Origin of the sequence: Acinetobacter sp. V110_1, from assembly GCF_031798975.1 — a bacterium.
GTDB classification, from domain to species: Bacteria; Pseudomonadota; Gammaproteobacteria; order Pseudomonadales; family Moraxellaceae; genus Acinetobacter; species Acinetobacter nosocomialis_A.
This window is the reverse complement of sequence record NZ_JAVQNN010000013.1, coordinates 117,061-139,333: the sequence shown is the minus strand read 5'-3', so window position 1 is coordinate 139,333 and position 22,273 is coordinate 117,061. Positions and strand designations below refer to the sequence as shown.

23 protein-coding genes are annotated in these 22,273 nt (G+C 40.7%); all 23 read right to left on the bottom strand.

The window, feature by feature from the left end:
- Positions 1-11 precede the first annotated feature (11 nt).
- Entirely contained in the window at positions 12-1,238 is a 1,227-nt protein-coding gene (locus RMA95_RS03200) for a beta-ketoacyl-ACP synthase (RefSeq protein ID WP_311069572.1), read from the bottom strand.
- On the bottom strand, positions 1,238-1,963 hold the full coding sequence (locus RMA95_RS03195; RefSeq protein WP_151793694.1) for a 3-ketoacyl-ACP reductase FabG2: 726 nt from the start codon (positions 1,961-1,963) through the stop codon (positions 1,238-1,240). The genes RMA95_RS03200 and RMA95_RS03195 overlap by 1 nt, the downstream gene beginning before the upstream one ends.
- A 23-nt stretch (positions 1,964-1,986) precedes the next feature.
- Complete coding sequence (locus tag RMA95_RS03190; protein WP_077162746.1) at positions 1,987-2,412, bottom strand: 3-hydroxylacyl-ACP dehydratase; 426 nt, start codon at positions 2,410-2,412, stop codon at positions 1,987-1,989.
- Positions 2,412-3,614, bottom strand: coding sequence for a beta-ketoacyl-[acyl-carrier-protein] synthase family protein (locus tag RMA95_RS03185; protein WP_311069570.1), 1,203 nt, complete (start codon positions 3,612-3,614; stop codon positions 2,412-2,414). The genes RMA95_RS03190 and RMA95_RS03185 overlap by 1 nt, the downstream gene beginning before the upstream one ends.
- Entirely contained in the window at positions 3,611-4,156 is a 546-nt protein-coding gene (locus RMA95_RS03180) for a DUF3261 domain-containing protein (protein WP_311069569.1), read from the bottom strand. Before RMA95_RS03180 ends, RMA95_RS03185 begins: the two co-directional genes overlap by 4 nt.
- A 2-nt stretch (positions 4,157-4,158) precedes the next feature.
- Positions 4,159-5,454, bottom strand: coding sequence for an NAD(P)/FAD-dependent oxidoreductase (locus tag RMA95_RS03175; RefSeq protein WP_311069568.1), 1,296 nt, complete (start codon positions 5,452-5,454; stop codon positions 4,159-4,161).
- A 30-nt stretch (positions 5,455-5,484) separates the two neighbouring features.
- The gene (locus RMA95_RS03170; protein ID WP_311069567.1) at positions 5,485-7,800 is read right to left on the bottom strand and encodes a hypothetical protein; all 2,316 of its coding nucleotides are present in this window, start codon (positions 7,798-7,800) and stop codon (positions 5,485-5,487) included.
- A complete protein-coding gene (locus RMA95_RS03165; protein WP_104074996.1) occupies positions 7,775-8,404 on the bottom strand; it encodes an outer membrane lipoprotein carrier protein LolA in 630 nt (209 codons plus the stop codon). The genes RMA95_RS03170 and RMA95_RS03165 overlap by 26 nt, the downstream gene beginning before the upstream one ends.
- Positions 8,404-8,832 carry a thioesterase family protein gene (locus RMA95_RS03160; RefSeq protein WP_039250438.1) on the bottom strand — a complete coding sequence of 143 codons (429 nt, stop codon included), beginning with the start codon at positions 8,830-8,832 and terminating at the stop codon, positions 8,404-8,406. Before RMA95_RS03160 ends, RMA95_RS03165 begins: the two co-directional genes overlap by 1 nt.
- 9 nt (positions 8,833-8,841) lie before the next feature.
- Positions 8,842-10,377, bottom strand: a complete 1,536-nt coding sequence (locus RMA95_RS03155; RefSeq protein ID WP_311069566.1) for an aromatic amino acid ammonia-lyase — start codon at positions 10,375-10,377, stop codon at positions 8,842-8,844.
- A 1-nt stretch (position 10,378) separates the two neighbouring features.
- A complete protein-coding gene (locus tag RMA95_RS03150; protein WP_311069565.1) occupies positions 10,379-11,305 on the bottom strand; it encodes an acyltransferase in 927 nt (308 codons plus the stop codon).
- A 2-nt stretch (positions 11,306-11,307) separates the two neighbouring features.
- Complete coding sequence (locus tag RMA95_RS03145; protein WP_311069564.1) at positions 11,308-12,048, bottom strand: glycosyltransferase family 2 protein; 741 nt, start codon at positions 12,046-12,048, stop codon at positions 11,308-11,310.
- Between the two features lie 2 nt (positions 12,049-12,050).
- Entirely contained in the window at positions 12,051-13,709 is a 1,659-nt protein-coding gene (locus RMA95_RS03140; RefSeq protein ID WP_311069563.1) for an AMP-binding protein, read from the bottom strand.
- 9 nt (positions 13,710-13,718) lie between these two features.
- Positions 13,719-14,273, bottom strand: a complete 555-nt coding sequence (locus tag RMA95_RS03135) for a septation protein IspZ (RefSeq protein WP_311069562.1) — start codon at positions 14,271-14,273, stop codon at positions 13,719-13,721.
- Positions 14,270-14,524, bottom strand: a complete 255-nt coding sequence (locus tag RMA95_RS03130; protein WP_080649511.1) for an acyl carrier protein — start codon at positions 14,522-14,524, stop codon at positions 14,270-14,272. The genes RMA95_RS03135 and RMA95_RS03130 overlap by 4 nt, the downstream gene beginning before the upstream one ends.
- Before the next feature lie 5 nt (positions 14,525-14,529).
- A complete protein-coding gene (locus RMA95_RS03125; RefSeq protein ID WP_039250423.1) occupies positions 14,530-14,790 on the bottom strand; it encodes a phosphopantetheine-binding protein in 261 nt (86 codons plus the stop codon).
- A gap of 1 nt (position 14,791) precedes the next feature.
- Entirely contained in the window at positions 14,792-15,595 is an 804-nt protein-coding gene (locus RMA95_RS03120; protein WP_077162756.1) for a 1-acyl-sn-glycerol-3-phosphate acyltransferase, read from the bottom strand.
- Positions 15,580-16,194, bottom strand: coding sequence for a beta-ketoacyl synthase chain length factor (locus tag RMA95_RS03115; RefSeq protein ID WP_114270788.1), 615 nt, complete (start codon positions 16,192-16,194; stop codon positions 15,580-15,582). Before RMA95_RS03115 ends, RMA95_RS03120 begins: the two co-directional genes overlap by 16 nt.
- Before the next feature lie 196 nt (positions 16,195-16,390).
- On the bottom strand, positions 16,391-17,800 hold the full coding sequence (gene der / locus RMA95_RS03110) for a ribosome biogenesis GTPase Der (protein WP_263612903.1): 1,410 nt from the start codon (positions 17,798-17,800) through the stop codon (positions 16,391-16,393).
- A gap of 188 nt (positions 17,801-17,988) precedes the next feature.
- Complete coding sequence (bamB, locus tag RMA95_RS03105) at positions 17,989-19,134, bottom strand: outer membrane protein assembly factor BamB (protein ID WP_311069561.1); 1,146 nt, start codon at positions 19,132-19,134, stop codon at positions 17,989-17,991.
- Positions 19,134-19,832: a tetratricopeptide repeat protein gene (locus RMA95_RS03100; protein WP_002053293.1), complete on the bottom strand. Its 699-nt coding sequence runs from the start codon at positions 19,830-19,832 to the stop codon at positions 19,134-19,136. Before RMA95_RS03100 ends, bamB begins: the two co-directional genes overlap by 1 nt.
- Positions 19,833-19,860: 28 nt before the next feature.
- Positions 19,861-21,153: a histidine--tRNA ligase gene (gene hisS / locus RMA95_RS03095; RefSeq protein ID WP_311069560.1), complete on the bottom strand. Its 1,293-nt coding sequence runs from the start codon at positions 21,151-21,153 to the stop codon at positions 19,861-19,863.
- The gene (gene ispG, locus RMA95_RS03090; RefSeq protein WP_000572095.1) at positions 21,150-22,265 is read right to left on the bottom strand and encodes a flavodoxin-dependent (E)-4-hydroxy-3-methylbut-2-enyl-diphosphate synthase; all 1,116 of its coding nucleotides are present in this window, start codon (positions 22,263-22,265) and stop codon (positions 21,150-21,152) included. The genes hisS and ispG overlap by 4 nt, the downstream gene beginning before the upstream one ends.
- Between the last annotated feature and the right edge of the window lie 8 nt (positions 22,266-22,273).

Here is a 22,273-nt window from a genome sequence, read left to right as displayed (position 1 = left end):
TGTTGTGTTCCTTATTGTTTAACACGTTTAAAAATAAGTGAAGTATTAATCCCACCAAAAGCAAAATTGTTGCTCATAATAATATCTGCATCGAGTGCTTTAGGCTGCTGAACGATATAATCCAGATCTCCACAAAGCGGGTCAATTTCATCTAGATTTAATGTCGGAATAAAGCAATTACGGTTCATCATTTCAATACTGAGCCAAGCTTCAATAGCGCCACATGCCCCCAGCGTATGTCCAAAATAACTTTTTAATGAACTAATTGGCTTACGTCCTAAAACTTTTGCTGTCGCCTGACTTTCTGCTATATCCCCCTGATCGGTCGATGTGCCATGTGCATTTACATAACCAATATCACTAGCCTGCAAAGATGCATCTTTAAGCGCTAACTCCATACAACGCCCCATCATCTCAGCATCAGGTTTAGTTACATGCTGGCCATCAGTATTGCTTCCATATCCAATAAGTTCAGCATAGATATGTGCACCGCGGGCTTTAGCATGTTCGTATTCTTCCAGAATTAAACAGCCTGCTCCTTCCCCAATCACTAAACCATCTCGTTTTGCATCAAATGGACGTGGTGTTTTTTCTGGCTGATCATTCATATTACTTGTGGCAAATAGAACATCAAAAACAGCTGCGCCCGCAGCACTGAGCTCTTCTGCACCACCCGCAATCATGACCAGTTGTTTGCCATACTTAATTGCTTCATAAGCTTGACCAATGGCCATAGAGCCAGAAGTACAAGCACTAGACGTCGGTAAAGTTAAGCCTTTTAGGCCAAAATACACGGTCATGTTGACAGCACTTGTATGGGCCATCATACGTATATAAGTGGTTGCATTAATCTTACTCATGCTCTGATGAAGCAACATGCTTGCAAACTCACCTACAGCCTCTACGCTCCCCGCAGAAGAACCAAATGCAACGCCTGTTTCACCACTGGACAAAATTTCGTGCCCAAGCAAACCAGCATTTTGCAAAGCTGTTTCAGCACATACCACAGACATGAGCGCAACACGCCCCATACCACGGGTAACTTTACGGTTAAAGTGCTTAGGAACATGAAATGTTTCAACTGGACCACCTAGCTTAGTCCGAAGGTCAACATATTGCTCCCATTCAGGCATATAGCGGATGCCACTTTTCGCTGCATTAAATTGAGCAAAAATTTCGTCGGAAGTTTCACCTAAAGAGGTAATTCCAGCCATTCCTGTTACAACAACGCGTTTCATTAAATGAGTCCCCCATTTACAGAGATCACCTGTCGGGTTACATAAGAGGCTTCATCTGAACATAAAAATTTCACTACGCTTGCCACTTCATCGACCTGTCCCATGCGTTGTAACGGAATCATTTTAAGTGCATGTTCTTTAACTTCATCGGTGACCATTTCGGTCTCAATCAGACCCGGCGCAACACAGTTCACGGTAATTTTTCGCTTCGCCAACTCAAGTGCCAAGGCTTTGGTCGCACCAATTAAACCTGCTTTTGCAGCGCTATAGTTCACCTGACCACGGTTACCCATAATTCCAGAAACAGAAGATAAAGTGACAATACGCCCACCCTTGCGTAGATGAATCATTGGCATAATGAGCGGTTTTAAAACGTTATAGAAACCATCTAATGAGGTCGAAATCACCTCATCCCAGTCTTGATCGGTGAGTGCAGGAAAAGCACCATCATGGGTAAGCCCAGCATTGAGAACCACGCCATAAAAAGCACCATGCTGCTCGACATCTTGTTCTAAAATTTGCTGAACCGTACTGCGCTCATTTACATCAAACATTAAATAATGGCTATTTTGTCCTAATGCCTGAATCTCTTGTACGACTTGCTCGGCCTCCGCCTGACGCGAACGTGCATGTACCGTTACATCAAAACCAGCCTTTGCCAGTTGTAATGCAATCGCCTTCCCAATTCCTCGACTTGAACCCGTTACTAAAATTCGTCTTGTCACAATGTATTCCTAATTCTTTGTGGTTATTCAAATGGTGATTCTGTTGGCTCAAATACACTTAACGTTGCTTGAATGCAGTGTTCAGCATATTGAATTTCACAGGAAAATTGCCCAAGTCCTTCATGAAAATATTGTTGTTCTATTTGAATGATCAATCGAGAACCCAAGGCGAAATAAGGAATAGGTAAATGTAATTTACGTGTTCCCAATAAAAATCCGACTTTTGGTGCTTGTTTTGACTGTTGGCCTTGCCAGCCTGAGTAAGCACTAATGGTTTGCGCCATAATTTCAATGCTTGCCCATGTTGGCAAACCTTCTGCTTCACAAAACATAAGCTCAGGTGTAATGGTTAGCTCAGCTTGTGCTCGCCCTTCTGCAACCTCAGTTAAATGGTCTATAAATACCATCGGTTGTTCATGAGGAATATATTGAATTGCCTCCAGTTTCATTAGGGCATCACTCCAAAAACAAGACTAATATTACTTCCCCCAAAAGCAAAAGAATTACTCATCACATAACGGATGGGCTGTTTTAGTTCGGTATTTTGCACATAGTTTTGGTTAGCCAAATCCGGATCAATCTCAACATTTCGATGCAATGGTAGCCAGCTTTGATCTTTTAAAATCTGCTCACAAATAAACGCTTCTATAGCACCAGCCGCACCAAGACAATGTCCAGTTTTATGCTTGGTACTACTTAAAGCAACTTGATAATCGCCAAAGACTTGTCGTACAGCTTTTATTTCCATGGCATCGTTTTGTGGAGTTGCAGTTCCATGAAGATTTAAATATCCAATATCTTGTGCAGATATATTTGCCATCTCCAATGCGCGCTTCATAGCGATAGCTGCACCTTTACCTTCCGGATGCGGAGCAGAAATATGCCATGCATCCATTGATTCTCCTGCGCCCATTAACATGACAGGTGTTTGTTCTTTAGTGAGCAAAAAGAAGGCTGCGGCTTCACCAATATTAATACCATCACGTTCAGCCCCACATGGCTGACAAATATCGCTAGATAAACTCTCTAGGCTATTAAATCCATTGAGTGTGAGTTGACACAAAGTATCGACACCACCGACCAGTACTGCATCAGCTAAATCGGCTTGTAGCAAACGCTGCCCAGCAGCCAATGCTTTAGCACTTGAGGAACAAGCAGTAGAGATGGTATATGCTGGCCCTTCCCAGTTTAAATACTGTTGTAAGGCTTTTGCTAAACAACTCATTTCCTGACGTCGGTGAGAAATGAGTTGCTGAGTTTGTCCTTCAAAATATTGCTTAAGCAATAATTCACTATCAGAAATACCAGAAGTAGAGGTTCCAACCACAATCGCTAAACGTTTTGATGGAAACTTCTCTGTATAACTTTTTAGTTCGGTTTCAATTTTTGCTAAAGCAGTCAAAGCAAATCTTAAATTACGAGAATCGACAGACTGTAAAGCATCGGGCACACTCGAACACAATGAGTGCGTATATTGTCCCACCCAAACATTACGATCAGCGATTAAATCATCACGCAAAGTTAAGGTTTGCTGCGGCTGTTGTAATGCTTGTTTGATTTGATCAGATTCACAACCTAATGCAGATAAACCTACACTGAACTGTATGCCGACTGCCATTTGAGCAGAATTATTTATAGATGAAACGCTCATGGTGTACTGCTTTTTTGAGGCTGCAAGGTATTTTCAATCGAACTTAGCGTCATGCTATAAGGAACTTGTTGATTAAGTAATTCGATACTTCCCTGACCTTTCTTGATGTGTAATACAGGCTGTTTATCAATATAAATCACCTGATTATCAGCCTGTTGCTTCATTTCTACAGCTTGTTGTCCCAAGCTTGAAAATTTTGGGTAGGTCGCAAATAAAAGATCACGTACCACAAATTCAAAAGGTAATAAACGCATTTGGTCAATACGCTGCTCTACATGAACTCGTTGCCCATCAAACTGTAATTTAAACAGCTGTTGACCAGTCAAGCTCAAAGCGACCATATCCAGTACAGTTCCTTGCTGTTGCTGATAAAGCAAAAAACTAAAACTTTGCTGTTTCCACTGAACTTCAACCTGATCTTGTCTTTGATAAGCTTGAGTTTGCCATAAGGGACTTTGTAAACCTTTCGCATGTGGCATCACTTGGCAGCCCGTAAAACATAGGCAACCACCAAGTAATATCATCATCCATTTGCGCTGCATGCTTATACCTCTAATACCTGTTCTTGCGTTAAGCCTTCACGACAGTATTCTGCTAGGGTGCTAAGTCTACGTTTGGCATTTTTATGAATTGGGTTTTTTTCGTCCCATGCATAACCCGCCAGTAATGATGAAATCATACGGCGAATGCCATCATTCTGATTTTGTGAAAAAACGACGTCCTGAAATTCACCTTCATACCATGACTCAACATAGGCACGAAACACCTGAATACCACGGCGCAGCGGTTTTTCATATTCTTGCAACCAGTCTACCTGTTCACCTTGCAAAACACGCTCAACCAAAGGAACCGCCAAGCTGGAAGATTTTAACGCGATAGTCACTCCTGATGAAAACACTGGATCAAGAAACTCACCCGCATTCCCTAAAAGTGCATAATTGCGGTCTGCCAAATGCTTAACATTGGCAGAATAACCCACCAAAGTACGTACTGGTGTATCAAACTTAGCTTGACGAAGTACCTCTGACAAGCTTGGTTCGTCAGCTAAAATGCGTTTGAACATTGCCTCTGGCTCATTATCGGCAGCATTTTCAACTGTGTATTTGTCAAAGAAATCTTGTTCAGCGACTACACCAAAAGAAGCTCGGCCATCAGCAAATGGAATTAGCCAATACCATGCACGGTGGTCTTTTTCATGTACCGTAATTAAAATTTTATTACGGTCAAACTCAGGGTCATCGGCAATACCATCTTCAATATGAGTAAACAGCGCACGACGTACCGGAAAGTTTGATGGGCTCTCTAAATCTAACAATTTTGGCAAAATTCGACCAAACCCACTTGCATCAAGTAAGAACTTGGTTTGAATTTGATAGCTTTGCTGATTTTCATCTAATACCGTAAGAATAGGTTGTTCCGGCGCTACGTCTACATCTAAAACTTCATGTCCAAAACGGAGGTCTGCCCCATAAGCCTGAGCTTGTTTAGCAAGCAAATTGTCAAAATCGGCACGGCGAACCTGCCAAGTCGTCCCCGGCCCATCGGTAAATTTTTCAGTAAAGTCATAAAAACTGCGTTGTTTACCACGTAAAAAGGCCGCACCATTTTTAAATTGAAACGCATATTGCTCGACATGCTCGCGAACTGTTTCTAGTAAACCGGCCTCTTCTAAAAATGCCATAGATTGCGGTAGTAATGACTCACCAATTGAAAACCGTGGGAAATACTGCTTTTCCAAAACCGCAACCTTATAGCCTTTTTTGCGCAGAAGTGCCGCAGCAGAACTTCCTGATGGACCCGCCCCAATAATGACTACATCAATTTTTTCTAAAGTGCTCATAGCACAACTTTCCTTTTTAATTTATTCAAATTATGAATGGTCTTGTAAATTCACGATATGTTTTTCATCTGCTGGGGTGAGTAAAGTCGCATAGATGAATGAGAAAATAACCCCAAATAAAACCGTCAAACCAAAACAGTGAATTGCATAGGTATGGCTAAATGAAAGTAATCCAAAGCCAAGTAAGGTCGACATCATACATAAAAATAACGCCATTCCAACTACTTGTGGATGATCATGCCCATGTCGATAAAAAATTGCATAGTCAACACCAATCCCAATAATCAGGAAAGTTGCCATAATACTAAACAAATTAATTTCTACACCTAACCACGCCTGAACAGCAAAAGTGCTCAATAACGCCAAACTCACAGGCAGGACTAAAGGCACAATCGAACTTAGGCTATAAATAATGGCTAAGCCTAGTGTTAGACCAATTAACGCATAAATCAGAAGATGCTGAGCCTGTACTCTATGCTCGGCAAACATTTGCGACATTGTTGCAATCGGTTGCTGAAAATGCACATATTGAGACTGTAGCCCTTTTAAAACCTCTGGGTGTTTTATCCCTGTCACCATAACCAAACGCTCATTCGCTTGGAGCTGTAAAAAAGCTAAAGGATGATCTTTAAATACGGTAAAATCCAATAAGGGTTGTTTCACGAGCTGCTGTTGCCATTGCAAAACATCAGCCACATTTAGCCCCATACTTTGTGCATATTGTTCTAAAGTCGAGCGTGGAATACTTTGTAATAGCCGCACATTATGTTGCTGTTGAACCAACGGTGGAATCCACTGTCCCAAAGCTTGAAATGCAGAAATTTCCCCTTTTGCCTGTAACTGCTGCAACTGTCCAATGAGTTGTTGTTCCTGTTGTTGCATTTCATTTGCAGAGGCGGCTTTTACCACAAAATAATCACTGCCTTGCTGTTGTCCAAATTGTTCGCGTACAGTTTGATCTTGCTGCTTTAAGCTCGCATCCATACCTTGCAAATTACGAATATCATCGTTTGTTTTAAGGTAGAAAAGACTAACTGTCCCCGCAACTAAAATAGTCGCAATCAAGCTATAACGTATTTTTGCACGTTGCTGAAACCACAGTCGTGTTTGTCCAATCCATGACAAAGCATGTATGGCTGGCTGGGCATTAAGTGCAGGTAGTCTTGGTAACAAAAGCACACTACTAATCCAAGCCGCAGTTAATCCGACAATTGAAAATACCGCAATCTGTCTAAACCCAGGAAATGGTGTAAAACTCAAAAAGACATAAGCCACCAAGGTGGTCATTAAGCCCATAAATAAGCTAGGCAATAAAGGTAATAAAATCTGGAAACCACCTAGCTTTCTATGCTGAGATTGCATTGCCATGAAGTAAAAAGAAAAATCGACACAAACCCCAATTAGACTCGCACCAAATACTAAAGTGATGAGATGGATTTCCCCAAATATCCAGTGAGTCACTGCAAATGCAACAAAGCTTCCGGTCGAAACAGCAATAAATTCTGTCGCCATAGGACGTAATGAGCGGAAACCAAACCACACCAGAAAAATCAGACCTAATGTCGAACCAACACCAATGGTCGAGATTTCCTCTTTAGCCGATTGCGTTCCAAAATTTGTAAATAAAATCGTTCCCGTCCAATGGGAATTTAGTCCCATTGCAGCTAATTTTTGTTTAGTCTGATCAATCCAGCTCGATACTTGTTCTTGATAATCAATATTGTAGGGGCTTTGGGTTAACTGTAATACAAATAATCGTGAAAGCCCCTGATCGTGATGAATAGTCGCAAAGCCTTGTTCCATTTCAATATCTTGCTGCGATGGCTTTGCCAATTGCATGGCATAACGAGTAAACAAGAGTAATGGATCTTGCTTAAGTGATTCTGCTGTCACAGGTAGGCCTGGACTCATCATCTGCATTAAGCTTTGTTCGCTAAGTGCCGAATAATCTTGCTTTTGTAGTAACTGCTGGTCTTGCTCACTTAACAAACCTACCCGATGTTGATAGAGCTGCTTTGCAAATTGATCAAAATCAAGTTGTGGTTTTAAAGGTTGCCATAATGCACTGCTTTTGGCTTGTACCGTTAAAAGCTCCGTCGCGCGTTGTATCTCAGATTCATCTTTAGCATCAACTACAACAAATACTTTGTTATTGAGTTGCTCATTCATATACTGCTGAGTACGGGCAAGCTGTGGGTCCTGCTGCATTTTTGGCAATAGCGCAAAAATATCCGTCTGAATATGGATATCTTTTTTAAGCCACGTTATACCCAACCCCACAGCCATCAGTAAGAGCGCGATTAGCCACAGTACAGTAAATTTATTTTGCCAATTGGAAAAGCGCATGCTCGGCAGCCATTAAAGTCGTCGGTTTAGAAGTCTGGTGACTAAAGCGAATTGTGGTCAAATTATTGGCTTTTTCAGTAATCACAATTTGGTTTACATACTGTTGACCTTGAGCATCTACACGCACAAACAGTTTTTTAAATAAGCTACTTTTTGGCGTTAAACTAATATTCCAGCCCGCTGGACTATAGTTTGCACTCACTACATTAAAGTTCTTTGCCAAGGCTTGTTCATTACCTGACATTAACTGCAAAAAGAGTGTTGCAACAGAACTATAAGGTGATTGATCAATTTGAATCTGGCTAAATGTTCGCTGAGTTTTTTGTACCAGTTTGGTTGGAGTAACAATAAGATCCGCCTGTACCGGACGTTTAATTTGCCATGCCACACCATAAGATTTCGCAAATAATAAAGAACCGTTGGATACAAAGGTTTTATTCAAAGACGGTAATTTTTTTTGCTGCTCGAAATCAGCACGGACTATCGGCGTTTGTGCCAACTGCTGAAAAATCTGTGTCACTTCTGTCGAGGCCGCATAAACGGCACTCAAGCTGCCCATCCAGACTGTGAGACCTATCCCTAAAGTTTTAACAAATTTAGACATCATGCTCCCCTCGTTGGTTGGAACTCAGACCACGCATTTAAACGTTCAAATAAAACCTGAGGTGACTGAAGGCACATTTCACGGTTTGCAATATTTACAGCAACCTGTGTGGTATAGCCTTTGGTTAAACGCTTTCCAGACTCGGCATCAAAAATTAAATAGTCTATTTTTAAACGGTTTTCCCATTCTTTTAAAATAGCCCGAACCCGAATCTTTTGTTCAAACTCAATACCATATGCATAACGGACGTGACTTTCTATCACAGGCCATGCATAACCAGATTCTTTCATTTGCATATAGTTGTAATGAAATTGATCAAGCAATTTACAGCGTGCAATTTCAAAATACTTTAAATAGTGTCCATGCCAAACCACATTCATGGTATCAACATCATGAAATGGAATCTCAATGATTACATCCGCATGCATTCGCTCACCTTATCCCATAAATTCTGGTTGATTAAACAATTCAAGTTGGTCTAAACGATCAACAATCTGTTGTAATTCGGTTTGTAATGGTCGATCTTCTTCGACAAATGCAAAGCTTTGTAAGGTCCATTGCATGAAGGCTTGTAATGTTGGGCTTAATTGTTCCGTTAAACCTTTCAAATGAATCGCCTGTACACTTGCACAGCACAGCGCTGCAATTACTTGCTGTGTCAAAGTAATCACACGGCTCGCATCACGTGCAGCAATGGTTCCCATACTGACTTTGTCTTGGTTATGGCATTCGGTTGAACGTGAAAAAATTGAAGCAGCTAAGGTGTTTTTTAGAGCCTCGGCTGTCCACGCGGAGACTCCAATCTGTACAGCTTTAAAACCATGATTCAGTGGTAAACGTTCAGCCGTTGCACCTGTTAGATTACGCGGTAAACCATGATTCATTTTATGATCGACCAACTGTGCAATCTGTCTATCCATCAAGTCAGCAATATTGGCAATCATAATTTTTAAGCTGTCCATTGCCTGTGCAATATGTCCACCGTAGAAGTGACCACCATGCAACACACGCATGCCGACAGGATCAATTAATGGATTGTCATTACTCGAATTCAGCTCATTTTCAATAAACTGACGTAACCATACTTTTGAGTCTTCAAACACGCCAATAATATGCGGCGCACAGCGTAATGAGTAACGATCTTGCAGGCGTGGGCTCTGATGTGCGGTTTGTACTTCACTGTTCAGCCAATCACGTAATTGCTTGGCAATCTGTTGCTGCCCTGGATGCGGCTTTTGTGCAAACAGAACTTCATCGAAATGACTTGGATTACCTTCCAATGCCAATACGTTCAACGCAGTAATCAAAGTACTTGCAAAAGCAATCTGCTCTGCTTTTTTATAATTTAAACATGCAATTGCCGTCATCACCGCAGTACCATTCATAAGGGCCAAGCCCTCTTTCGGTCTGAGTGTTAAAGGCTGTAACCCTTTTTCGGCATACACTTGAGCAACCGGAACAATTCGTCCATCGACATAAACATCACGCTCACCAACCAAAGTTCCAGCAATATAAGATAATGGTGTTAAATCACCGCTTGCCCCCACTGAACCTTCAGATGGAATAACCGGAATCACATTTTGATTGAGCAACCAAACTAAGCGTTCCAGCAAAGCAATCGACACACCTGAATAACCACGTGCCAATGAACATAAACGAGTAACAACGACTGCACGTGCAGTAATTACATCAAGGTTTTCACCTAAACCACAGCCATGAAAACGAGAAAGATGCAGTGGCAATTCATTGACCTGATGCAATGGAACTTCAACTAAACACGAGTCGCCATAACCCGTGGTCACACCATAGATTACCCCTTCTTCTTCAAGTAACTGATCGAGAAAATCAGCTCCTTTTTGAATCAGTTCACGCCATTCAGAGGATGCAGGTAACGCAACCTGACATTCGCCTCTGGCTACAGCAACAACATCTTCAATGCAAAGTGGTTGTTCCCCTACGGTTAACACACGCATGTTATTTCGTCCAAAAATTATAAAAATTAAACCATTGATAAGGAGCTCGCATGCAATGCTGCTCTAATACATTTACATAGGTTCGAGTCACACTTTGCATACTTTCAATACGGTGAGCACGCGGTAAATTTACCTGCTCTGAAATGAGATGGATATGCACTTGAAATTGTTGCTGCATGCGATAACAAAATACGGCAATCACCGGTACTTTAAGTAAATTTGCCAAAATCCATGCGCCTTGTGGAAATGCAGCAGTTTCCCCTAAAAACTCTAGCTGCTGTACTCGGTCTGACTGCACTGGCACTCGGTCTGCCGCAACAATGACCCACTCACCTTGTTGCATTTTGTCCTGAAGCAACATAGCCGTTTCAATACCGAGTTCATCGACCGATAAAAGACAAACATCTGCTTTATCATTTATTTTTTTGAGAAAATCATTAAATTTCGTTGCATGTTTTTGATAAACCAGCACATTAATTTTTTGTGGATGATCTGATTTTATTGCGCGAAGTAACTCAATATTACCAAAATGCGAGACAACAATTAGAGCGCCCTTTTGGTAGTGCTGATGAAAATACTCATGTCCCAAAATTTCCAGTTTCTGTTCTGGAATATTGCCTAGCCAGCCCTCGATCTTATCTAAAATACATTCGCCGAACTGCATAAAGTGCGCGTAGCTATTTCCCAAAGTCGGCTCATGTGTAAATGGAGAGTTGGCTCCTGCAAAACGATGTAATTTTCGTAAGTAGAGTAGTGAAGCTTGTCTTGCTGCAACTGCAAATAACCAATACCACATAATCACAAAGTACAGCACCAATTTACATAACCAGCGCCCACCAAAACGATAAAACCAAAGCATTAACATTAATGGCAACATGCCACCACGCTCTTTAATATCATTCCATTTTGGAGAAGCTGACTGTGTCATGGTTAACCTTGCAGCTTATGTTTTAACAGTTTTGGCAAACGAATCAGCATCCCCATGAATAGAGTTGCATGTGCCTTACTTAGGCCTAAGTTATCTCGCCAAGCATGAAAATGGGAAATCCCCTGCTCTGGATAAACCACTGGTGTCGGGACATTAATAAAAGGTGTATTTTCCCATTTTAAACGCACTAAAATTTCACTATCAAAACCCATACGCGGCTGGAATTTAGCGCTATTCAATACCTTAATGGTGCTCTCAAGTGGATACACTCGGAAACCACACATACTGTCTTTAATCTCAAACGATAAACTATTTAACCACACCCAAAAGTGGGTGATGTAACGTCCATATAGGCGCTTTTTGGGAATAGAGGCATCGAAATATGGCTGACCAATCACCATCGCATCTGGATGCTGCCGAGACTGTTCCAGAAATTTTGGAATGTCATCCCAGCAGTGCTGACCATCGGCATCGAGTTGTAATGCATGACTTAAACCAAGCGCATGTGCTGCGCGTAATCCGGTTATTACAGCTTGGCCTTTCCCTTTATTTACCTCATGCTCGATTAAATGAATTTGAGGATATTGCTCTGCCAAGTCTCTTAAAATTTGGCTACACGCATCATCACTTCCGTCATTTACCAACACAATCGGCAAATGAAAACTATCCAAATTAGCAATCAAGTCTGCTAAGAAATGTGGATGATTATAGACTGGGATAACAAAGCCATAGTTGGTCTGCATTTTTAACCCTCTACTTCCGTTTGCAAAGCAAATAATAGTCGTCCTGAAGCTAGAATCTGTTCTGAATCACGTAATTCAAAACTCACCTTATGCTCTTTTCGCGAAAGCTTGAGTTGCACAACAGCATAAGGACAAATGAGATTTTGGAATTTTAACTGCTCATACCCTTTGCACCAATTTAAATCGGACCAAATTGATTTAGCAAAATGTTGTAAAAAACCTATTTGCCCCACTCCTGGATAAATAGGCTGGTTTGGAAAATGGCCTTTAAAACATGCTAACTCAGGTGGAAACTCAAGACTAAAAATATAGTCATCTGCACTTTGACTCTGTGACAGCACAACAGGTTGCAACATCGGCTTGAATAGCGTTTTCAAATAACTTTTATCGAGTTTAGACTGTGTATTTTGCGGTAGCTGACTTAAAAAACGCCATTGACGTGGAATTGCTAAGGTTTCTAAATGATCTTTCAACTGCTGTTTTAAATGGCCAACAAAGACTGCCTTACCTTGCTTTTGCAACTGCTCACGAGCCTGCTCTGTCAGAACAACAATACAACCCAGCATTTGGCGATGCTCATGCTCAAACACCAGTACATGACACTGTTTGACTTCGTCTAAGGCTTGAATACTTTGTTCAATCGCATCTAGACTCAAACGCTTTTCTTCAAGCTTAATAATTCGGTCGGTACGTCCTAAAAGCTGAAAGCTCTCACACATGTGATCTACCCATTCAGCACGATCACCTGTGGTAATCCAGTTATCTTCATAAGCATGATTACTTTTGACCATGAGCTGATGGTCTTCAATACGAATAGCCACATTGGCAAAAGGCGTCCATACGTCATCATCTTTAGCACGATGGGCAATACCACCCGTTTCCGAACTTCCTAAAACTTCAATAATTAAGCAATTGACTAAAGGACGAACGCCACTTTCTAGTTTGCCACCAGAACTAAACACCATCTGGCATTGTTCTAAAACCACATCGGTTGTCCAGCGTTTTAATAAAGCTGGGCTTGAAATCAAATAATTACTTAAACTCTGTGTTTTTAATTGCTTTTGAACTTGTATGACATCTTCTGGATAAGCAACTTGCGGTATATAGAAACAACGACCTGTTGCAAGAGGTAAAAGTAGCTTAAACAGTAATCCATAAATATGCTGGTGACTCACCGTTGCAATAGCTATAGCATCATTTTCAAAAACAAAACTTTGGCTTAAGCCTTGTACCTCATTGAGTAATTGTTTTAGGGTTCTTGGGATTTTTTTAGGCTGCCCTGTTGAACCAGAGGTATAAAAATAGAGTTGTGCCTGCTCTAAAAAGTCATCATCCAACGTTAAAGATAAGGGAACAACTGTTTCAACACTTTGACGTTTTAAAAAATAAATATGCTGTGCTGCAAAGTCCTGTTCTAATTCACGTACTCGATTTGGCGGTAACAGCACCTGCTTTTTAGCCAATAATGCAGCAAATAATAAAACCAAAAATTCGTAGCTATCTGTTTCCCATAAAGCCCAAGTTAAATTTTCTAATTGAGCAATTGCACCAGCTTGTAAGGCCACATCCTGCCAAAAATGATTAAAGCTAGTTGAATGCAGAGCATTGTCTAAGCAAAGTGGCTGAACCGAATCGATGAATTTCTGAAAATGACACTGCATAATTTTGAATTAGTGATTTGAAGAATGTAAACGCTGATGCCTTTTACGCAAAATAAATTCGCCAAGGAATAACATGCCCATCAGCACATAAGAAATAAAGCCATTATAAATGACCCAAATTTGAGTCGAAGTAAAAAAAACCGTAATGAATGCAATTAATGCATTACATAAAAAGAAAACACACCAGACCTTAGTGACCTGTCTAGTCCAATGAACACCTGATGGTAGTAAATCAGGTTCAATCAACCGAGCAAAACGCTCAATCATAGAAGGAGGTTTGATTAAGGTGAATGCAAAAATACCTAAAGCGCCTAAACTCATCCCAACCGGATACAGCTTTAACCATGCATGATTCTGTAGTAGTAAGCTTAAGCCACCACAAACAATAGCAAGGCTGGTTAAAGGCCATAAAAGCTGATTACCTTTACTAAATAAACGTAAAACACCTAGCCCAATAAGCAATGCACTTACCCAGACAAATTGTCCGTGCGATAAACTCCAGCCCACAATAAAGGGATACAGCACGAAAAGTGCTGTAATTATCCCTTTAATTAACATTTTCATTCAGCAGTCATGTTCTGAATAACAGTCACCACATCTAACACAGTTCTTACATTTTTAAAGTCTTCAGGTTTTACTTGTTTACCTGTTAGCTCTTTAATCTTAACTACCAAATCAACTGCATCAATACTGTCTACATCTAGATCTGAATATAAGTTTGAATCTAACTGTACAGACTCAGGTTCGATTTCAAATAAATCTTCCATCCATTCACGGAGCTTTGTCAGTACTTGTTCTTGAGATAACATCATCACACTCCTTATGCTTGCTGCTGCGCTTCGACCAACGCAACCAAACTTTGAACTGATTTAAAGTGCTGTTTGGTCTCATCCGATTCTGCACTTAAATGGATGTTGTAACGTTTTTTCAAAGCAAGTCCTAACTCAAGGGCATCAATCGAGTCTAATCCTAAACCTTCTCCAAATAATGGAGCTTCTGTATCAATATCGGCAATAGTAATATCTTCTAGTGCTAAAACATCAATAATCATTTGCTTTAGTTCATCAGCAAGATTGCTCATTTCAAGATAACTCTTCATCAAAAATTTTGTAAAAACTACGACTTAACTCACGAACTTGTTTAGGTCCTACCGTTAAATCTTCTAATAGATCTTTTACATACACTGCATCTAGTACCTTCACTTCTATATGAAACGGCCGAGATGGTACGTGATACCATTTTTCATTTTTGGTTAATGTAGATGGAGCACATGTAATCACTACTGGGCGAATTGGCACATTTGCACGAATGGCAATATTTGCGGCCCCTCGCTGAAACTCATTGAGGATCATTCCTTTTTCAGTCCGAGTACCTTCCGGAAAGATCAAAAGAGAAGCGGCATTATCCTCTTTTAGCCGAGAAACACAATCCTCGACAAACTGCTTAGAGCCTGCATTTAAAATATAACCTGCACTTTGTACTGGTCCTTTGGTAAATGGATTGCTCCAAAGAGATTCCTTCACCACACAATTAGCTTGCTGCATCATACCAATTAGTACTACAACATCAATCAAAGTCGGATGGTTGGCAATGACAAGTTCTTGGCGACTATTTTCTAATTTTTCTAGGCCCTCTACCGAATAGGTCATAATGCCAAGCTTAACCATCATTTCAGTAAAGCCTTTAAAACTATGCTTAATTATACTTTGTGCATATTGTTGGCGTTTTTCCGGATCTGATGTGGTCACTTTCAATGCAGGTGCTATGACTGCCGCAATTGCCATACCCCCTATACCAAAACTCGCAAAGCTAAAACCTGTAGCAGCTACCCGCCAACAATAATTACTTTTTTGCTTTAACTTTTTAAGGTTTAGCATTTTTTCCACCCATATTCAGACATAGAAAGATCAGCACTTTGCCAAAAACGAGAAAATGTCAGACCGTCTAATTCATCTGTAGGTGACCATTCAGTAAACTGTAAATTAGGCTGATCCAGACTTACTAAGGCAGCCATTGCATAGGCAGGAAAATCAATAGTCTCGCTATAAATGTTTGGTAAAGGTTCATCGTAGGCAACGACTAAAACTCGCTGAATACGTGGTAAAGCTTTTAATGCAGCGTAAGCTTCTATTAATCCTTCAGTCCATGAACAACTTAGACTGGTAGATGGAGTGTCATCCTGACATAAAATAGAATACAAACCAGAAATAGCATTGTGAACTGAGGTAGAGAACTGCGTAGGTGATGGTGTTTGGCCTTGCAGAACATCTTGTAATATTCCCAATGTTTTGGCTTCATCACCATAACGTGATACCCAAACAATATAATCAACACGCTGTCCATCTAAAGTACTAATTGCACTATTGAGCGCTAATTTAGCCAAAGGTGAGAGACGCCTTCTTTGCATGGCGGGAATACACTCAAGTGCCGCGTAGGAAGGTTGGGCATGTGTAAGCGTTAACTGGGCAAGATGTAATGTTACCATGCTAAAAAAGAACCTTAAGCAGCATTATTCTTTCGGAATATAGATTATTTTATAAAAAAATGGATTATAGCATTCGTTATGAAATTTACAAAAAATTACGTTTATCAATCACACTTTTTCATAAATCTTTGTTCTATCTTAATTCTTTGTAAAAAAAGCCCAAAGAAGACTTTGGGCTTTTTTACATGAATACAGATTAACGATTAAATTTCTTTTCCGCTTTTTTGAATTTCTGAATATAACGACGGCGGCGCGCAGCTGTACGTTCATCAACTTGACTCTTACGACCTTCAAACGGGTTTTCAGAAGTTTTAAAGTCAATACGAACTGGCGTACCTTCAAGTTTATACACTTTACGGAACACGTTCTCTAAGTAACGGCGGTAGTCCGCAGGTGTTTTATCAACCTTGTTACCGTGAATCACAATAGTCGGTGGGTTTTGTCCGCCCATATGCGCATAACGCATTTTAATACGGCGACCACTAATCATTGGAGGTTGGTGAGCTTCTGTCGCATCACTCAAAATTTGAGTTAATTTCGCTGGTGAAACTTTTAAGTTTGCAGACTCATAAGCACGGTGGATAGAAGGATATAACTCACCTACCCCTGTTCCATGCAGTGCAGAAATTAAATGAATTTTTGCCCAAGGAATGAAGTCAAAACGACGTTCAACGTCAAGCTTACATTGTTTACGGTCGTACTCGCTCATGTTATCCCATTTGTTAATGGCGATTACCATGGCACGACCAGCTTCAAGTGCATAGCCAATTAAATGTAAGTCTTGCTCAACAATACCTTCACGCGCATCGACTACAACAACCACAACGTGCGCATCTTTCATTGCCTGTAAAGTTTTTACAATTGAGAACTTCTCAATCATTTCATCAACTTTACCTTTACGACGCACACCCGCTGTATCAATTAAGGTGTATTTACGACCTTCACGCTCAAACGGAATATAAATAGAATCACGAGTTGTACCCGGTTGGTCAAATGCCACTACACGGTCTTCACCAAGTAAGCGGTTTACCAGCGTTGATTTACCTACGTTCGGACGACCAATAATGGCTAAACGTAGGCCAGTATCTTTGTCATGCTCTTCCGGATTTTCATCTTCTGGAACTTCCGCAAGTACATCTTCAAGCATTTGCTGTACGCCACGACCATGGCTCGCTGCAACTTGTAATGGTTCGCCCATACCAAGTTTATAAAACTCAACTAAAGCAGCTTCAGCATGTACGCCATCTACCTTGTTTGCAACAAGATAAATTTTCTTGCCTAAAGTACGGAGTTCACGAGCAATTTGCTCATCAGAAGCTAACAATCCAGCACGCGCATCAACTACAAAAATAATAATATCTGCTTCGTTGATGGCTGTTTTTGATTGCTCGGCCATGTAGTTATCGATACCGCCTTCACTTTCACCGATACCGCCAGTATCAACAACAATGAAAGACTTATTTTGATAAGTCGCATCACCATATTTACGGTCACGAGTCAGACCCGCGAAGTCGGCTACAAGTGCATCACGACTCTTGGTAATCTGGTTAAATAACGTTGATTTTCCGACATTCGGACGACCAATGAGCGCAATAACGGGTTTCATACAATAACCTTAATTCAAGACCAGCCATATCTCATGGCATGAGCATTAGAAACAGTACAGGAGATATATTTTAAGGTCAGATATGACCATAATAAAAGACGGGGCTTTGAACTGATTTAATTCAAACACCCCGATATTTTTTAACAGCGTAATTTGTTAAGCGGCTATTTTAGCACAAGCGAACAAAATTAACGATTCTGCCAAATACTTAAATCGCCTTTTCGGGTCGAAACGTAGAGCTGATTCTCAATAACACGTAATGTATTGACCTCACCACTTGTTTTAGAACGACCTACCAATTTACCTGTTACTGGGTCAATCAGGTGTAAAACACCATCCAAATCGCCAACAATAAGGTCCGATCCCAATACAACAGGGTTACTTAAATGACGATTTAAGAGACTTTCATTTTCCCAAAGCTTTTCGCCTGTAGATAAATCATAAGCAGTCAACTTGCCATCAGTTGATGAAACAAATACTTTATTGTCATAAACTTCTGGACGTTTGGTGCTGCTTGAATCTTCACTCCAAACTACGCGTTGAGAAGCCAAATCAGTCACTGTGACTTGACCTTGGAAGCTGGTTGTAACCATAAGCTGGCCTGCAACAACCGGGTCACCATCAATATCAATTAGACGTTGAATATCAGAACGACCTTCACTTACCGCAACACGACGTTGGAAACGTGGAATACCACTAATCGTATCAATTGCATAAACATATGCATTTGCAGAAGCAATTAAAACAGTACGTGGATCAAGACTGACTGGAGATGGTTGACCGCGCAAACTGAACTGAACGTTTGGCAATTTGTATGCCCAAACTTGTTGTCCTGATGATGCATCATGTGCAAATACAGTACCGTCGTTTGCGATCGTAATCACACGTCCAGATTGAACTAAAGAAGGACTTAATAATGCACCAGATAATTGTGCAGTCCATTTTTGCTCACCTGTAGCTTGATCTAAAGCAAATAACTGGCCTTTGCTGTTACCCACAACAACAATACCTTCAGCAGCTTCAACACCAGAGCTTAAGCCCAATTTACTTACTTTTTTCTCCCAAAGACGTTGTTTACCGCGATATGCAGCAACTTCGCCTTTAGGGTCAAGTGTAAAAACAACACCGTCATTAGCATCAAGTTGTAAACGTAATGGATCTGCCTTATTCGTAGAAGAAGCACTGCGCGAAAACACCGGTACTAGAGACTTTTTCGACTCAGTCAATTTCGGTAGTGGATTTGGTTTTGCTTCTTTTACTTTGTTGCTAGAACATCCCACCAGTACAGCTGATGCGATTGCAATTGCCAAAGGCAGTTTGAATTTCTGATTCATTAAGACTCTTCCACCTGTGTTTCCAAAATTGGGCGCTCAATCTGTGGATCTTCAACTAAAACGCCAACACTTTCGAGTTTAATTTGTAAAATTTGTCGCTCTTGTTTACGTTCCAGTAACGAATCCCATGCAGCTTGATACGCTTTTTTAGCAGAATCAATATCTTTCTTCGCAACGAAGATATCACCACGTAACTCTTCTACTGTTGCTTTAAATGCCGGATCGACATTACCAGATAAGGTTTTTAGAGCTTCATCATATTTGTTTTGCGCTAATTGTGCATCTGCTAAACGCAATTTTACAACCTGAATCAGTCCTTCATCTTTTACTTTTGAGTTTTCAACTTTTTTCAAAGCTTTTTCAGCAGCAGCATAATCTTGTTTTTCATATGCAAGCTTTGCCAATACAAATTGAGTTTGTATCGCCTGAACTGAATCAATATCATCTTTTACAAGTTTATCTGCTGAAGCTGTGATTGAAGCTAAAGCATTTGGATTATCGGCTGTTGCATTTGCCTCATCCATTAACTGCTGTACTTTTGCAGTTTCTGTCTGGCTCGTTGCAAGGTTTCTCTTTTGCCAATATTCCCACCCGAAAAAGGCAATCAATGCAATGAGAATCCCGCTAATCATGGCAGAACCATATTTTTTGGCGAACGACTTTAAGCTGTCGAATTGTTCTTCATCACTTAAGCTCATGTGATTGTCCTTTTCCAGATGTTTCAGTTTATTTTGTAAATTTTTCAATTAAGAATGGTACGAGTTCAGCCAATGCAACTTGAGACTGCTCAGCTGTTGCTAACTCTTTGATAGCAAGCTGCTGTGCTTCCCATTCACGTTCACCCAAAATCATGGCGTAAACGGCCCCAGCTTGATCAGCTTTTTTCATCTGACTCTTCATGCTGCCTTGTGAACCCGTCTTAATGCGAACATTGCTATTAGCAGCTTCTAACTGATCACGTAATTGCTCTGCCAAAACCAATGCTTTAGCTTGATAAGCAGGCTCTGCAACCAAGAAAACTTCACAATCGCGTACAGTTTCAGCTTGTTCAACTTGCTCAAGTAGAAGCAATAAACGCTCCATCCCCATTGCAAAACCAACAGCAGGTACAGACTGATCAGCCTTACCTTTTAATTGACCAACCAGACCATCATAGCGTCCGCCTGCACATACTGTACCTTGCGAACCTAGTGCTGTCGTTGTCCACTCAAAAACAGTTTTATTGTAGTAATCTAGACCACGTACTAATTTTTGATTAATTACAAATTTAACGCCTGCAGCAGTCAAATAGTCTTGTAATTGTTGGAAGTGGCTTAGACTATCTTCTTTTAAGAAGTCATGTAATTTCGGCGCATTTTCCAAAATTTTCTGGGTCGATTCAATTTTAGAATCTAAAATACGTAATGGATTTGTCGTTAAACGACGCTGTGAATCTTCATCCAAAGCATCTTTATGTTCATTTAAGAACGCAACTAAAGCATTACGGTATTCTGTACGCTCATCTGTTTCACCTAAAGTATTCAACTCAAGCTGAACCATGTGATCAACGCCCATGCGTTTCCACAAACGAGCTGTCAACAGAATCAATTCTGCATCGATATCAGGAGTCGCTACACCAAAAGTTTCTACACCGAACTGATGGAACTGGCGGTAACGTCCTTTTTGTGGTTTTTCATAACGGAACATAGGTCCCATATACCACACACGTGGTGTAGCACCACGCAACAAGTTATGTTCAACCAACGCGCGTACACAACCCGCAGTCCCTTCTGGACGCAAAGTTAATGATTCAGGTGGGTTCCCTTTATCGAAGAATGTATACATTTCTTTTTCAACGATATCAGTTGCATCACCAATAGCACGTTTAAACAGTCCCGTTTGTTCAACGATCGGCAAACGAATTTGTTGGTAACCATAAGCATCCATTAACGATGCTAAATGCTGCTCGAGACGTCTCCACGCTGCTGTTTGCGTTGGTAAAACGTCATTAAAACCTTTGATTGCGACAATTGAACTCATGATGAACTACGAATAATTTCTTTAGATTTAGCTTCTTCAAGCTCTTGAACACGTTGACGAACCATAGTTTCGATTTCATCAACCAATTGATTGGTATCAATTAAATGGCTTTTCTCACCATTACGATAAACCAATGAACGAGGCGCAGCCCCAACAACCCCGATATCTGCTTCTTTTGCTTCACCTGGGCCATTTACCTTACAACCAATAACCGAAACATCCATTGGTGTACGTATATCTTCTAAACGCTCTTCTAAGGCTTGCATCACCTGAATCACGTTAAATTCTTGGCGAGAACAACTTGGACACGCAATAAAGTTAATACCATTAGAACGTAGGCCAAGCGATTTTAAGATATCAAAACCAATCTTGATTTCATCTTCAGGTTCAGCAGCAAGCGAAATACGCATGGTATCGCCAATGCCTTCCATCAATAAACCGCCAAGAGCAATCGCTGATTTCACAGTACCTGTACGGTAAATACCAGCCTCGGTTACACCCAAGTGCAATGGATTATCAATTTGTTGAGAAAGCAAACGATAGGCATCCATGGTTAAAAACACATTTGATGCTTTTACGCTGACTTTAAACTCATGGAAATCTAGACGGTCTAAAATATCAATATGACGTAAAGCCGACTCAAGCAGCGCCTGCCCTGTAGGCTCACCATATTTTTTCTGCAAATCTTTTTCTAAAGAACCCGCATTCACACCAATACGCATAGAAATGCCGTGATGACGTGCAGCAGCAACAACTTCACGAACTTTCTGGTCTGAACCGATATTACCTGGGTTAATACGCAAACAGTCTGCACCATAGTCTGCAACTGCTAAAGCAATTCTATGGTCAAAGTGAATATCAGCCACTAGTGGAACTGAAACACGTTTACGGATCGCACCAAAAGCTTCAGCTGCTTCCATAGAAGGAACTGAAACTCGCATAATATCTGCACCTGCATCAACACAACGTTCAATCTGAGCAACTGTTGCATCGACATCGCAAGTTTCGGTATTTGTCATACTTTGCACGCTGATAGGTGCATCGCCGCCGACATAGACCGAACCAACACGAATTTTACGTGTTGGTCGACGTTTAATTGGGTTCTCTATCATTGTATCGC